The organism is Croceivirga sp. ABH4_376, from assembly GCF_056160685.1.
On record NZ_JBSWXQ010000005.1, the window covers coordinates 113,498 to 128,732 of the forward strand.

Consider the following 15,235-nt stretch of genomic DNA (forward strand, 5'->3'; position numbering starts at 1 on the left):
ATCTTGAATTAAAATGGCTGCATAAGCATTCCTATAGTTTGCCCTATCAACTTGCCAGGATTGGCATTTTCCGGTAAGGGTTCCCCACTAAGTTCAAGAACTTCCCATTCTGCCAATTTTTCGGAAGCATCTACTACTGCAATTGCTCTTTTGTAGCGTCTGTCCATAAAATTTTGAAAACCTTCCTGTACATTTTCTACTTTATCTAGTTCCTCTGCAAGAACCACGGCATCCTCAATAGCTAATGCTGCTCCGGAGCCCAATTGTGGTACCGTTGCATGAGCACCATCGCCAATAATTATTATTCTATTTTTATACCACTTTTCCGGAATCCTAACCGCCTCCAAAGTGCGATAATTTACCAAATTGGGATCCGTAATTTGTTTACTGCAATCTTGTGCAATCTTTACCGGAAATTCACTTAAATAATCTTGAAGCATTGGTATAAATTGAGACTCCCCAATCCACTCCTGCCCTTCCATTGACACCAAGAACATATACATTTTGTCTTTGGACATGGGTATAAAACCAACTTTACTCCGCTTACCATAATACATGTAACCCGTATCTAAATCTTTATGGCGTGGAAAAGCGTAACGCCAAACAGAAAGTCCCATAAACTTTGGTTTTAGATGACTACCAAAAACCATTTCTCTTGTTTTGGAACGAATACCATCTGATGCTACTACAATATCATAAGTTCCTTCTGTACCATCGCTAAATACTACTTTAACATTATCAACGTTATTCTGAAATTCTGCAACTGTAATACCCATTTTGTAGGGTATCCCTAATTTTTGCGCCTTCTCATACATAATCTCATGAAGCGTACGCCTTGAAATTCCGTTATGACTAGGGTACCTATCACTAGGTAAAGGACCGGCTTCACCAATATAATGCCTACCAGCCGCAGCATACATCCTTACTTGACCATATGGCAAGCCTCTCCTCATGGCTTCATCTGCAATACCTATTTTATCTAAGGCTTTCAAGGCGTTAGCTTGCTGAATTATCCCTACCCCATACACGTTAAAAGCGGGTTGTATCTCAACAATTTCCACGTTTACACCTTTTTGAGCAAAAGCAATAGCAGCAGATTGCCCACCAATTCCTCCACCTACAATCAATACTTTTTTTACCGCAGCCATAATTATAGTTTTGTTTAGTTGATTTCTTATTCTGTTATGCTTTAATTTTTTTAGCTATCCAGTCGTACATATCCAATGTTGGCATGAAGTTATCTACTTGGCAATGTTGTGAACCACTTTCTCCCTCAGGAACAATCTTTATTTGATGTTCACACGTTAAATGTTTTTCTAAGGTTATAGCATGTTCAACAAAATTTTGTTTGTCTCCACCCCCATGCATCACAAAAGTTGGCATCGAGATTTTTTCAGCCACCCCATTTTCGAGTGTAAACCCTTTTAGTTTCTCTAGCACCTTCTCATAAGAATCTGCATCCATAATATGCATTACAATTTCAGCCAATGGGTGTTTACCGCTTCTACCCGCCCATACGGAGTAGTAAGACCATACAGCACCAAAAATCATACAAACCTTAAAACGGGGCTCAAAAGCAGCACAACGGGCCGCCATATAGCCGCCCATAGAGACACCCGCAATACCAACTCGGGCTGTATCAACCTCTCCCATTAAATTATCCAGAACCCAATCTAACACAGCAGTTCCGGCTACGTTATAATCATATCTTGAATGTATATGGTTTAATCGTAACGCAGCACCTTGACCAGGACCATCCATTGCCAATAGGGCAATACCTCTTTCATTGAGATGATCACCAATTCCAAAATAGAGTTCTTCCGCAAGGCTATCCAGCCCCCCAAACATTATCATCACCGGAGGATTTTTAACACCTTTGGGTTTGAACAAATAACCAGGCAAATGCGAACCTTCGAAAGGAACCTCAACCTGTAACGGTTTTTCGTCAAAATATTGGGTAGCCTTGATAAAAGCATCCCTTGCCTTTAAATATGTTTTTATTTTTCTGGAATCTTGAAGATTCATAAAAAATTCCGCTGTTCTTAAATAATTGAATGCGCGCAGATATGTTCTTCTGGCCGAAACAAAATTTTCATGTTTTTCATAATTTTCTGCCCAACCGTAAACCTCATTTCCTTTTTTTAACCACTCTACATTAAAGGTTTCCCTATTGTCGGGATTAATATTACCCGCCACTTCTAAAATTTCAGCAAATTCACCCCCACCATAATGTGCTTGGGTAAGCGCTCTGTTTATTTGATATGAGGGCATATACTTGCCCGGAAAAAAATGCCACATTATTTTGCTATTATTAAATTAAATGTCAACTGGTTTTACTACACCATCTTCTGAAAGACCCAGCTTTTTACCTTTTGCCATTTCTGAAAATGGGTTTACAGACCCCCAAGCATCATTTGGATTGTCCTTTAAATAATGAACATCTTGGTGATCCGGGGCAAAAACTAGTCGCGCACATGCATAATACTCAAACAATACGCCACTTCCCGGATCTTGTATGTAAATAAAGAAACCTTCATCTGCTTTATGTCGTGTTGGTGCGCCCATTACGCTTTTGTAGCCTTTTTCAATGTAATAATCTAGTGCCAACAAAACTTCCTCACGACTATCCACATTCCAACAGATATGATTAAGTGTTCCTTGGTTTTCTTCGATATTGGGATCAGTAAAAACAGCTATATCATGAGATAAGTTTCCAATAGTCCAAAGACCTCCTATCGGTGGTTTTTCATCGTCTATCCTTATCTCATCTGGATTTTTTAAACCGAATCCTTGCCAAAACTCTTTTTCTTTCTGGTATTTACCCTTGGCCACCATATACGTGACGTGGTCAAGCCTTCTTGGATTAGCACCCTTTAAACGATTACTTGCATAACGATCAGCATAAATGCTGCCTCGTTCTCCATCTTCTCTGAGCCATTGAACATCCCAAAATATTTCATGGATATGACCGTCTGGTGATTTAAATCTATAGGCCTTTCCGTGACCTTTGTCTCCATCTATCCAACCTTCGCCAGCTCCAATAGATTCCAAATATGCGACACAATCCTCAAGGGCTTCCGGACTATCGGCTCTCCAACCCAAATGACCTAGTCCAGAAGTGTTACTCTTTGTCAATTTTAAAGTATGATGAAAATAATCGCCCCAAGCTCGAAGATATACCGATGTTTCATCACGGTCTGTTTCATCCATTCCTGTAACATCTCTGAAGAATTCAACAGATTTATCTAAATCCGTAGTTAATACTTCAACATGTGCTAATTGGGAAAAATAATGTGGATTACGTGCCATAATATCATTTTTTGATATACAATTTTAGAATACCGCAAATTAAACAATCACTTTTGTGAAGAATAAGCAATAAACCTCCAATACTATGCAATATCAATCATATAAAAGGAAGTAAAGAGCACAAGTTGCACCAGACTCACATATATTAGAATAATTACTTTTTAGCAAGTCATTTTTACATAACGAAAGAAAATATGAAAAAAGATACTGAAACTTGCTGGGGATCAATGCTTATTATAAATACTACTTATGATGTTGCTAGACATGCTATAACCACCAAACTAATAACCAAAATATCGAACACCTTTGAAACCCATATCGAATTTTGATCAACCAGCCATATAAGTGGAATCTTGGTTGGTTCTCAGTTTTAAGACAATTTTTAATGTACACTTTAAAATTTAGTATTGGACCCCCTATCCTATAATATCCTTCACCACAATTTTATTGGAATCGACACCACCAAATTTATAGGCCACCATTTTGTTTTTACAAAAATCTAAACCATTGAAAAACAATTTTTTAAAATAGTAAAATATTCGAATCCATATTCCCCGAGAACCTAAATGTTAAAACTCATTGTTAACAGTACTTTCCAAATTGTAGCATAAAAATAGGGCACGTAATAGGACAAGTCCGATGTGAAATTTGTACTGATTTGGACAGTTTCGCAAGGGGTTTAAAAGCAAAAAAACCTGAAAATCAATTGATTAAAAAGGTTTTAAACAAAAAAAGCCACTGATTTCTCAGTGGCTTTTACTTGTCGGGGTGGCAGGATTCGAACCTGCGACCTCCTGCTCCCAAAGCAGGCGCGATAACCGGGCTACGCTACACCCCGAAGGTTATCTTTATATGGAAAAAAAAGCGGAGAGACTGGGACTCGAACCCAGGCAGCACTTACGCGCTGACAGATTAGCAATCTGCTCCGTTACCACTCCGGCACCTCTCCAATATTTTTTTATAAGATCGTCGCTAAAAATGCGGTTGCAAAAATACCATAAGTTGATATACAATGCAACTATTTTGATTGCTTTTTTTTGATAAAAATTATAACTGCCTTATTCTGGGTATTCTACACGTAAATGATAAATGTTGGTTAGCTTCTTTTTAAGCACCTTTTTTATCATTTCTATCTCCTTTAGCGTAATATCAGCATTAATAAATTGGTCTGCTTTTAATTGTCCTTGTATAATTTTCTCAACAAAATCGTTGATTATGGTATAGGTTGGTGACTTTAAACTTTTAGAGGCTGCCTCTACGGCATCTGACATCATTAAAATAGCCGTTTCCTTAGAAAATGGCATAGGACCCGGATATCTAAAAAAATCCTGATCCGTATCAGGCTCCAAATCTAATTGCTTTTTGTAAAAATAATACACCAATGAATTACCATGATGGGTACGTATAAAATCGATAACCCGATCTGGTAGATTATTTTTTCGAGCCAATTCTATACCTTGGATTACATGATCAATTATAATTTTAGCACTTTCTTTTGGCGGCAAATCGTCATGCGGGTTTACGTTGGTTATTTGATTCTCGGTAAAATACGTTGGTTTATTCATTTTACCAATATCGTGGTAGAGTGCGCCCACCCTAACCAACATTGCGTTAGCACCAATCTCATTGGCTGCTGCCTCGGCCAAATTTGCTACCTGTAACGAATGATGAAATGTTCCTGGAGCTTTGTTGGCCAATTCTTTAAGTAGTTTAGAGTTGGTGTCCGATAATTCTAGCAAGCTAACATCAGAGACTAACCCAAAAAGCTTTTCGTATAAATAAATCAATGGCTGCACAAATAAAGTAAGCATGCCATTTAACAAGAAAATTAAAAAGGTAAACCACTGTATATTATCCATATTACCTTCATGGATAATGTGAAAAGCAAAATAACCCAGAATATAAATGAGCGTTATCTGGCCCACAGAAATGAAAAGGTTGGCACGCTTGTATAACTCAGATACGGTTAAGATGGTAACAATACCTGCTATAATCTGTAGAAAAATGTATTCAAAGCTATTGGGCACTACAAACCCTAAAATTAATATGGTAAGCACATGAACAAACAATCCCAATCTAGCATCAAAAAAGTTTTTTAAGATTAAGGGTAATATACATAAGGGTACTATGTAAACGTAGCCATCCATACGTTTTACCACCAAAGTGGTGATAAAAACCATCAACAATACATTAAAAAAAATGAAAGTAACTTTTATGTTATTCTCAAATATATCAGGCCTATATTTTTTTAAGAATAAAAGCAACATTACCAGCACCAGGGCTACCAGAACGGCATAACCCATTAAAATATAGTAGTAGTTATCCCTACTCCATACTTCAGATTCGTACTCCGAACGTAAAGAGTCCAACACCAAAAAATTATCCGCATCTACAACTTCCCCTTTCGCTATTAGTAATTTCCCTTCTGGTATAGAACCTCGAGTAAAAGAAACCTTGCTCAGCTCATCTGCATAGGCCTTATCAGAAAGTTCTTTATCATAACTAACATTAGCTTTTATAACCCCTTCTAAAACACTTAATAGTTTTGTACGTTGCTCCCTAGGCAAATTGACATCCAAATTATTATCTAGAAAAACAGCAGCAGAAGGCACAGTAATAATTTGGTGCTTACGAATCAAGGTGGCTTCATTATCTTTAACTAGATAAGGTTGCCCCGTTACTTTGTTCTCCTTAAAAACACCTATTCTATAAACAGAAGAAAGAAGCGATTTTCCTAAATCAAAAAGCTTTTCTCGTTCATTGGAAGTGTAATTTGCCGCATCAAATACTTCGGCAAAATCATTGGCAAACCGTTTTTGTACTTGCTGGTAAATACTTTGGTCAAAAACGTAATAAGCCGCCTTGTTGAGCAACAATTCTTTCTTTTCCGCTTCTATCTCATCAATTCCTTTACGTATGGAAAAATCGAAAGGTGCATAGAGGTTCTCGTACTGCCATGCTTTACCCTTTTGAAAATCGAATTTAAACTTACCACCTCTAGGAAAGAAAAAAACGATTAATCCAACAGAAATGGCGTATAAGATATACTTGTAAATGAGGGATTGGTTCTTATATATATTTTCTAAAGCGTTCGCCATTTTATAGATTGGTTATCTTCAAAAATAGAAAATTATAACGCAACGTAGACCTGCAAAGTTTACCGCATCATTTCTCTTTATTTACTATTTTCGTGGCACAAACTGAAAAAGACATGAAAGAAGTAGTTATTGTTTCTGCGGTAAGAACGCCTATTGGTAGTTTTATGGGCGCTTTAAGCGGCATTCCTGCACCTAAATTGGGGGCAACTGCAATTAAAGGAGCACTGGATAAAATTAACTTACAACCAGAAATGGTACAAGAGGTTTTAATGGGTAATGTGGTGCAAGCTGGTACCGGGCAAGCCCCTGCTAGACAAGCTGCTATTTTTGCCGGTATTCCAGATAGTGTTCCTTGTACAACGGTAAACAAGGTGTGTGCCTCTGGCATGAAAACAATTATGCAAGCTACGCAAAGTATTGCTTTGGGCGATAATGATATAGTGGTAGCCGGTGGCATGGAAAACATGAGTCAAATTCCTCATTATGTGCACATGCGTACAGGTACCAAATTTGGTCCTGCAACGATGATAGATGGTATGCAAAAAGATGGTTTAGTTGATGTATATGATCAACAAGCTATGGGGGTTTGCGCAGATGCTTGTGCCTCTGAATACAGTTTTACCAGGGAAGACCAAGATAATTATGCCATACAGTCTTACAACCGTTCTAAAGCTGCATGGGATACTGGTAAGTTTAAGAATGAAATAGTACCGGTAGAAGTACCTCAGCGTCGTGGCGATGCAATCGTAATCCAAGAAGACGAGGAGTATAAAAACGTAAAGATGGAGAAAATACCAGCTTTACGCCCTGCTTTTACAAAAGAAGGAACCGTAACGGCTGCCAATGCATCTACCATTAATGACGGTGCTGCAGCTTTGGTTTTGATGAGTGCCGAAAAAGCCAAGGAATTGAATCTAAAACCATTGGCTAAAATAACAGGTTATGCAGACGCTGCACAAGAACCAAAATGGTTTACAACAGCGCCAGCAAAAGCATTACCAAAGGCACTGGCAAAAGCCAATGTATCTATAGAAGATATTGAGTATTTTGAATTTAACGAAGCTTTTTCTGTGGTGGCCTTAGCCAACATGAAGCTTTTGGATTTAAACGATAGTAATGTAAATGTAAATGGTGGTGCAGTTTCTTTAGGGCATCCTTTGGGGTGTTCTGGAGCAAGAATTGTAGTTACCCTTTTAAACGTACTGGAACAAAATTATGCCAAACTAGGAGCTGCGGGCATCTGTAATGGTGGCGGTGGCGCTTCTGCATTGATTCTAGAACGCCTATAACAAAGATATACATGCAATATGGACTGGCACATTTAAGTGTTATCCCAGTAAGGATAAACCCAGACAACACATCTGAAATGATCACCCAGCTTATTTACGGTGATCATTTTAAGATTAAAGAAGAGCGTAAATTTTGGAGCCGTGTACAAAATAGATTCGACGGCATAGAAGGCTGGGTTCTTAATGGACAAATAACCAAAATAGAAGAACATTCCTACTTGGCCATAGAAGAACAGAATGAGTACATTTTGTCCCAAGATTTGTTCACCTACATTTCTACACAAAAAAATGTGTTACAGCCAGTAGTTTTAGGCTCTAGATTAGATATAGCTCCCTTATTGCAACATACTTACGAAGCGGAAGCACCAACCCTTTTTACCGCTAAAGAAGAATTGGTAAATACCGCTTTCTTATTTTTAAACGCACCCTTTTTAAATGGAGGTAGAACACCTTTAGGTACAGATGCTTCTGGATTTACCCAAATGGTATACAAATTAAATAACTTAAAATTACTTAGAACAACGCAAGAACAAGCAAAACAAGGTGAAGCCCTAAGTTTTATAGAAGAAAGTGAGCCTGGTGATTTGGCCTTTTTTGATGACAACGAAGGAAACATCAATCACGTTGGAATAATTCTACAAGACAACTATATTATTCATGCCCACCATCAAGTACGTATAGACCGTATTGACCATACTGGTATTTTTAATACGGATGAAAACCGCTATTCGCACCAGTTGCGCGTCATAAAAAAGATTATCTAAAAAAAAAGAGCCTCATAAAAACGAGGCTCTTTTATTATTAGAATGGTGTAGGTCTTACTCCATCATTTGCTTTATTCTCATAAAGTTTTCGTTGTCACCTAAAGCACCATAAATGTTCTTTAACTGAGCCAATATCCCTTCGTTACCAGGCTTTTCCTTTAAGGCATCTTCCAAAATCTTAGCTCCCTGTCTAAACAAATCGTCTTTTTGCTTTTTTAGTTCATCATAACGTTGCGTATCTGCTCTAGATGTACCTAAAACATTCATCTCGTCAATTAAAGCATTACCTTCATTTACATAAGAGGTAGATAAATTAAGTTGGGCATTAGTATAATCCGGATTAATCTCCAAGGCTCTTTTATAAGCCGCACGTGCCTCTTCTAGATTTCCTTGCTCCATATTGATAACTCCAATATTGTACAACAAATCTGCATTATCTGGATCCATTTCAGAAGCTTGACCCATTAATTCTTTAAACTTATCCTTATCTCCCATAGAATAATAAAGATTAGCTTTGTTCAACACCAAATTAACATCATTTGGATTGCTAGCAATAGCGTCTTCGTAAGCAGCCAAGGCTTCATCATTTTTACCTTGCTCTTGGTAAATCAAAGCAATATTTTTTACAATCTCTGCTTTTTTAGATTCAGTTTTTTCATCTTTAGGGTCTTTATGTGTACCCGCTTTAATGTACAGGTCACGAGTATTCTCGTCTAACTCTTCAACCTCTCCAGTAGCCACGTTTACAGCAGTATATTTTACACCGCTACCGTCGTAGTCAATTTCCTTTAACTCTTCGTAATACTTGATGGCTTGATCGAAGTTTTCAGGACCTGCAGTTACAGCACTACTGGCCGCATAATATAGATAAATGGTATCCTGCGGTCTCATATTATACACTTGGTATAACTTTTTTGCAGCAGTTTTGAAGTTTTTATTAGCGTTGTCTTCTACTGCTGAATTAATCATGTCTGCCGACATCTGAGACATTTTTTGCTCTATATCTGCAGAGTATTTCTTTTTACCACTGGCCTCTTCTATACTCATTGCTTTTTTGTAAGCTTCAATTGCAGGATCAAATTCTGACAATTTAGCATGAGCATCACCTAGAAGCGCATAGTATTGCGCCTGTAGTTTTTCATCTGCACCAGAAATACTACCAGAAGCACTCATCAATGCCGTTTTTGCACTAGCAGCATCGCCAGTTTTCATTGCCTTTGAGGCAGTCTTTATTTCATCTTTTTGGGCAACACCTGCTAAGGAAACTCCCATGGCAAGTAGCACTAACATTTTACGTTTCATCTTCTTAATTTGTAATTTTTAATTTAGTGTTTATTAATTTTTATAAGGTTCTTTTCTATTCGTTATCCGGATTGGACGCCTCTTCAGAACCATTTTCGTCTGTCTTATTATCAATAGCCGTGCCATCTTCAGATTTCACTTCTATATCCATAACATCAACATCTTCTACGGCATCTTCATCTTTCATCACTTTTGCTACCGCCGCAATAGAATCTTTTCCTTTAAGGTTTATAAGCCTAACACCTTGGGTTGCCCTACCCATAACCCTTAAATCTTCTACGCTTAAACGGATAGCAATACCGGATTTATTAATAATCATTAAGTCATCAGAATCGGTAACATTCTTTATAGCTACCAATCCACCCGTCTTATCCGTTATCGAAATGGTCTTTACACCTTTACCACCCCTATTAGTTACGCGATAATCTTCAATATCGGATCTTTTACCATAGCCATTTTCTGAAACAACTAGTATATTATCTTCAAAGTTGTTCACAGAAACCATACCTATAACCTCATCCTTGTCATCAGCTAAAGTAATACCACGCACACCCGACGCATTTCTACCCATAGGTCTGGTTTTACTTTCTTCAAAACGAATAGCCTTACCAGATTTTAATCCTAAGAAAATTTGGCTGGTACCCGTAGTTAATTTTGCCTCTAGCAATTCGTCCCCATCTTTTATAGTAATGGCATTGATACCATTTTGTCTGGGTCTAGAGTATTGTTCCAAAGAAGTCTTTTTAACCGTACCCTTTTTGGTTGCCATAATTACATAATGGCTATTTACATAGCCCTCATCTTTAAGGTCTTGCGTACAAATAAAGGCTTTAACCTTATCTTCTGACTCTATATTGATTAGATTCTGAATTGCCCTTCCTTTGGAAGTTCTACTGCCTTCTGGAATCTCATAAACACGCATCCAGAAACACTTTCCGTTTTGGGTAAAGAACAACATGTATTGGTGGTTGGTACCTACAAACAAATGTTCTAAGAAATCTTCGTTTCGGGTGTTAGATGCCTTTTGGCCTACTCCTCCTCTATTTTGTGTCTTATATTCAGAAAGTGAGGTTCTTTTGATATAACCTGCATGAGAAATGGTAATTACCACTTGCTCATCTGGAATCATATCTTCTATGCTCAAATCGCCTCCGGCAAAATTGATTTCCGAACGTCTGGCATCGCCATATTTATCCTTAACCTCTAGCAATTCATCTTTAATGATTTGCATTCTGCGCTCTTTCTTTTCCAGGATGTCTTTAAGGTCTTCAATGGTTTTAATTAACTCATCATATTCTTCCCTTAATTTATCTTGTTCTAGACCCGTTAACTGTCTAAGACGCATTTCTACAATGGCCTTAGCTTGTATTTCGGTTAATTTAAAGCGTTCCATCAAGCTATTTCTAGCTTCTTCTACATTAGAAGATCCGCGGATAATTGCAATTACCTCATCAATATTGTCAGAAGCAATGATTAATCCTTCTAAAATATGGGCGCGCTCTTCTGCCTTTTTAAGTTCATATTGCGTTCTACGCACAACCACCTCATGCCTGTGCTCTACAAAATGATGGATAATTTCCTTTAGGTTCAATAATTTGGGCCTACCATTGACCAAGGCAATATTGTTTACGCTAAAAGAAGATTGTAATGCCGTGTATTTGTACAACATATTAAGCACGATGTTTGGTATGGCATCGCGTTTTAACATATACACGATTCGCATACCCTTTCTATCGGACTCGTCCCTAATGGTAGAAATACCTTCTATTTTCTTATCGTTAACTAAATCGGCAGTCTTCTTGATCATGTCTGCCTTATTTACCTGATAAGGTATTTCCGTAACCACGATACACTCCCTACCCTGAACTTCTTCAAAAGAAGCCTTTGCACGCATAACTACACGTCCGCGACCGGTATGGAAAGCCTCCTTGACACCGTCATATCCATAAATAATACCACCAGTAGGAAAATCGGGCGCTTTAATGTGAGTAATTAATTCGTCTATCTCAATATCGCTATTATCAATATAAGCTACGGTACCGTCCACAACCTCAGATAGGTTATGGGGCGGCATATTGGTAGCCATACCCACAGCAATACCAGAAGCTCCGTTAACCAATAAATTGGGTATACGGGTTGGTAAAACAGTAGGTTCTTTTAAGGTATCATCAAAGTTTAGTTGGTGATCAACAGTATCTTTGTCTATATCTGCCAACATTTCCTCAGAAATCTTACGCATTTTGGCCTCCGTATAACGCATTGCCGCAGGGCTATCGCCATCTACGGAACCAAAGTTACCTTGACCATCTACCAGCATATAACGCAGACTCCATTCTTGGGCCATACGCACCATGGTATCATATACAGATGTATCGCCATGAGGGTGGTATTTACCCAATACCTCACCAACAATACGCGCAGATTTCTTGTGAGAACTAGAAGACCTTACACCCAATTCATGCATTCCAAAAAGTACTCTACGGTGTACCGGTTTAAGACCGTCTCTAACATCTGGCAGGGCACGTGACACAATGACCGACATTGAATAATCAATGTAGGCAGATTTCATTTCGTCCTCGATGTTGATCGGTATTAATTTTTCTCCTTCAGCCATACTTATTTTGCTAAATTTAATTGCAGTTTAAATATCGTGGCAATATACCAAAAATTGCCGCCTTACGGGAACTGACAAACTTCTTTATTAAAAAAATTATTAACACTTTGAATTCAATATTATGAAGGGGTATTTCGTTAAAGTTTTTACAAAAGCCTGACATTTTCCGTGATTTAGCACTTCTTTATCGAATATAGGTACGGTATTTGGACAAGGTTGCAATACTTTTATTAATTTTAAGTTCGGAAAAGATAAGCTATGGATGATAATTTCTCACCAAGGGTAAAAGATGTGATTGCTTACAGTAAGGAAGAAGCCCTGCGTTTAGGGCACGACTTTATTGGCACCGAACATTTGATGTTAGGATTATTGCGAGACGGAAACGGCAAAGCAATTAACATATTAGATGCCCTGGATGTGGACTTGGATCATTTGAGGAGGAAGGTAGAAATATTAAGCCCCGCAAACCCCAGTGCAGGTACCACACAAAAAGATAAAAAAAACCTACATTTAACTAGACAGGCAGAAAGAGCTTTAAAGACAACTTTTTTAGAGGCTAAGCTTTTTCAAAGCTCATCTATTAATACAGCACACTTGCTATTGTGCATCTTAAGGAACGAAAACGATCCTACAACCAAATTGCTCCATAAACTTAAAGTTGATTATGATAACGTAAAAGAGCAATTTAAGTCTATGATAACAAGCGACGACGATTTTACAGATTCACCAAGGGCAGAATCTTTCCCTGGAGAACCTGACGATTTAGGAGATGGAAAGGAGAGTACCTTTGGTTCTTCTGGACAGGCAAAAGGCAATAAAAAATCCAAAACCCCTGTTTTGGACAATTTTGGTAGAGACCTTACGCGTCTTGCAGAAGATAACAAGCTAGACCCGGTAGTGGGTAGGGAAAAAGAAATTGAACGTGTGTCTCAAATTTTGAGTAGACGTAAAAAGAACAACCCACTTTTAATTGGTGAACCCGGTGTAGGTAAAAGTGCCATTGCAGAAGGTTTGGCCCTACGTATTATTAACAAAAAGGTTTCTAGAATACTATACAACAAAAGGGTTGTTACTTTAGACCTTGCCTCATTGGTGGCAGGTACCAAATATCGTGGGCAGTTTGAAGAACGAATGAAAGCGGTAATGAACGAGTTGGAGAAAAATGATGATATCATTCTTTTCATAGACGAAATTCATACCATTGTTGGTGCAGGGGGCGCAACCGGAAGTTTAGATGCCTCTAATATGTTTAAACCAGCGTTGGCCCGTGGTGAAATTCAATGTATTGGTGCTACCACATTAGATGAGTACCGCCAGTATATTGAAAAAGACGGTGCCCTTGAAAGAAGGTTCCAAAAGGTAATGGTAGAACCAACCACAGTTGATGAAACCATAGAAATCCTTATGAACATTAAAGGGAAATACGAAGACCACCATAATGTGGTCTACACAGACGATGCTATTAAAGCTTGTGTAAACCTAACCAATAGATACATGACGGACCGTTTTTTACCAGACAAAGCTATAGATGCCTTAGATGAAGCTGGTTCTCGTGTTCATATTGTAAACATGGACGTTCCTAAACAAATTCTAGAGTTAGAACAACAATTGGAAGATGTTAGGGAACTGAAGAACAGCGTAGTTAAAAAGCAGAAATACGAGGAAGCCGCAAAACTACGTGATGATGAAAAACGCTTAGAAAAAGATTTAGCATCTGCCCAAGAACAATGGGAAGAAGAAAGTAAGCTTAACCGGGAAACGGTTACAGAAGACAACGTTGCGGACGTGGTAAGTATGATGAGCGGTATTCCAGTAAATAGGATAGCACAGACAGAAAGCAACAAACTTGCAGAACTGCCCAACTTAATCAAAGATTTTGTTATTGGTCAAAACGAAGCGGTACAAAAAGTTGCTAAAGCCATACAACGTAACAGAGCAGGACTTAAAGACCCAAACAAACCTATTGGCTCTTTTATCTTCTTAGGACAGACAGGTGTGGGTAAAACCCAGTTGGCCAAGGTCTTAGCAAAAGAGCTATTTGATTCTGAAGACGCGCTAATTCGTATAGATATGAGCGAATACATGGAAAAATTCGCTATATCCAGATTAGTTGGTGCACCTCCAGGTTACGTTGGCTACGAAGAAGGTGGACAATTAACAGAAAAAGTGCGTAGAAAACCCTATTCTGTTGTATTGCTAGACGAGGTTGAAAAAGCCCATCCAGATGTATTTAACATGTTATTACAAGTATTGGATGATGGTTTTATCACAGATAGTTTAGGTAGAAAAATAGACTTTAGGAACACCATTATAATCATGACCTCTAACATAGGTGCCAGACAATTAAAAGATTTTGGACAAGGTGTTGGTTTTGGAACGGCTTCTAAAAAAGCACAGGCAGATAGTCATCAAAAAAGTGTAATAGAAAATGCATTAAAAAAGGCATTTGCTCCTGAGTTCTTAAACCGTATTGATGACGTTATTGTATTTAATGCATTAGAACGTGAAGACATTCACAAAATAATAGATATAGAGTTGAACAGATTGTTCAAACGCATCAAGGATATTGGTTATGATTTAACCCTTTCAGAAGAGGCTAAAGATTACATTGCAGACAAAGGTTTTGATAAGCAATATGGCGCAAGACCATTAAAAAGAGCTATTCAAAAATACATTGAAGACGCCCTTGCAGAAGAAATTGTAAATGCCAACCTAGAAGAAGGTGATAGCATTTTTATGGACTTGGACAAAGAGAAAGAAGAGTTGACCATAAAAATTAATAAAGCTGAAAAATCTTCTGAAACAAAAGAAGACTAAAAGGTTAGCTACAAGGTTTTTGAAAAGGACTGCAGATGCAGT

Annotated in this window: 9 protein-coding genes and 2 tRNA genes; 3 read left to right on the forward strand and 8 right to left on the reverse strand. The window is 38.0% G+C overall.

Annotated features, from left to right (window positions below; all coding sequences use genetic code 11):
- Nucleotides 1-8: 8 nt before the first annotated feature.
- The 6 genes from ACXAGS_RS12220 to ACXAGS_RS12245 all read right to left on the reverse strand — a co-directional run bounded on the left by ACXAGS_RS12220 (nucleotide 9) and on the right by ACXAGS_RS12245 (nucleotide 6,407).
- Nucleotides 9-1,148, reverse strand: a complete 1,140-nt coding sequence (locus ACXAGS_RS12220; protein WP_474907071.1) for an FAD-dependent monooxygenase — start codon at nucleotides 1,146-1,148, stop codon at nucleotides 9-11.
- A 34-nt stretch (nucleotides 1,149-1,182) separates the two neighbouring features.
- A complete protein-coding gene (locus tag ACXAGS_RS12225) occupies nucleotides 1,183-2,298 on the reverse strand; it encodes an alpha/beta hydrolase family protein (protein WP_474907072.1) in 1,116 nt (371 codons plus the stop codon).
- An 18-nt stretch (nucleotides 2,299-2,316) separates the two neighbouring features.
- The gene (locus ACXAGS_RS12230) at nucleotides 2,317-3,309 is read right to left on the reverse strand and encodes a VOC family protein (protein WP_474907073.1); all 993 of its coding nucleotides are present in this window, start codon (nucleotides 3,307-3,309) and stop codon (nucleotides 2,317-2,319) included.
- 763 nt (nucleotides 3,310-4,072) lie between these two features.
- Nucleotides 4,073-4,147 (reverse strand) — tRNA-Pro (locus ACXAGS_RS12235).
- Nucleotides 4,148-4,174: 27 nt separating this feature from the next.
- Nucleotides 4,175-4,258: transfer RNA gene (locus ACXAGS_RS12240), tRNA-Ser, on the reverse strand.
- A gap of 109 nt (nucleotides 4,259-4,367) precedes the next feature.
- Nucleotides 4,368-6,407 (reverse strand): HD family phosphohydrolase, encoded by a 2,040-nt coding sequence (locus tag ACXAGS_RS12245; RefSeq protein ID WP_474907075.1) that lies wholly within the window; start codon nucleotides 6,405-6,407, stop codon nucleotides 4,368-4,370.
- Between the two features lie 113 nt (nucleotides 6,408-6,520).
- On the opposite strand from ACXAGS_RS12245, the gene ACXAGS_RS12250 reads away from it, so the two are divergent.
- On the forward strand, nucleotides 6,521-7,696 hold the full coding sequence (locus ACXAGS_RS12250) for an acetyl-CoA C-acyltransferase (protein ID WP_474907076.1): 1,176 nt from the start codon (nucleotides 6,521-6,523) through the stop codon (nucleotides 7,694-7,696).
- Between the two features lie 11 nt (nucleotides 7,697-7,707).
- Nucleotides 7,708-8,460: a C40 family peptidase gene (locus tag ACXAGS_RS12255; protein WP_474907078.1), complete on the forward strand. Its 753-nt coding sequence runs from the start codon at nucleotides 7,708-7,710 to the stop codon at nucleotides 8,458-8,460.
- Between the two features lie 54 nt (nucleotides 8,461-8,514).
- Here the strand turns inward: ACXAGS_RS12255 and ACXAGS_RS12260 are convergent, their stop codons facing one another.
- Nucleotides 8,515-9,762 carry a tetratricopeptide repeat protein gene (locus tag ACXAGS_RS12260; protein WP_474907079.1) on the reverse strand — a complete coding sequence of 416 codons (1,248 nt, stop codon included), beginning with the start codon at nucleotides 9,760-9,762 and terminating at the stop codon, nucleotides 8,515-8,517.
- A 55-nt stretch (nucleotides 9,763-9,817) separates the two neighbouring features.
- A complete protein-coding gene (gyrA, locus tag ACXAGS_RS12265) occupies nucleotides 9,818-12,376 on the reverse strand; it encodes a DNA gyrase subunit A (RefSeq protein ID WP_474907081.1) in 2,559 nt (852 codons plus the stop codon).
- Nucleotides 12,377-12,634: 258 nt separating this feature from the next.
- On the opposite strand from gyrA, the gene ACXAGS_RS12270 reads away from it, so the two are divergent.
- Nucleotides 12,635-15,193: an ATP-dependent Clp protease ATP-binding subunit gene (locus ACXAGS_RS12270; protein WP_474907082.1), complete on the forward strand. Its 2,559-nt coding sequence runs from the start codon at nucleotides 12,635-12,637 to the stop codon at nucleotides 15,191-15,193.
- Nucleotides 15,194-15,235: the final 42 nt, after the last annotated feature.

Excerpts from the sequence above, each read along its gene's own strand:
- ACXAGS_RS12220 (WP_474907071.1), bottom strand. The coding sequence starts at position 1,148 with ATGGCTGCGGTAAAAAAAGTATTGATTGTAGGTGGAGGAATTGGTGGG.
- ACXAGS_RS12225 (WP_474907072.1), bottom strand. The coding sequence starts at position 2,298 with ATGTGGCATTTTTTTCCGGGCAAGTATATGCCCTCATATCAAATAAAC.
- ACXAGS_RS12230 (WP_474907073.1), bottom strand. The coding sequence starts at position 3,309 with ATGGCACGTAATCCACATTATTTTTCCCAATTAGCACATGTTGAAGTA.
- ACXAGS_RS12245 (WP_474907075.1), bottom strand. The coding sequence starts at position 6,407 with ATGGCGAACGCTTTAGAAAATATATATAAGAACCAATCCCTCATTTAC.
- ACXAGS_RS12250 (WP_474907076.1), top strand. The coding sequence starts at position 6,521 with ATGAAAGAAGTAGTTATTGTTTCTGCGGTAAGAACGCCTATTGGTAGT.
- ACXAGS_RS12255 (WP_474907078.1), top strand. The coding sequence starts at position 7,708 with ATGCAATATGGACTGGCACATTTAAGTGTTATCCCAGTAAGGATAAAC.
- ACXAGS_RS12260 (WP_474907079.1), bottom strand. The coding sequence starts at position 9,762 with ATGAAACGTAAAATGTTAGTGCTACTTGCCATGGGAGTTTCCTTAGCA.
- gyrA (WP_474907081.1), bottom strand. The coding sequence starts at position 12,376 with ATGGCTGAAGGAGAAAAATTAATACCGATCAACATCGAGGACGAAATG.
- ACXAGS_RS12270 (WP_474907082.1), top strand. The coding sequence starts at position 12,635 with ATGGATGATAATTTCTCACCAAGGGTAAAAGATGTGATTGCTTACAGT.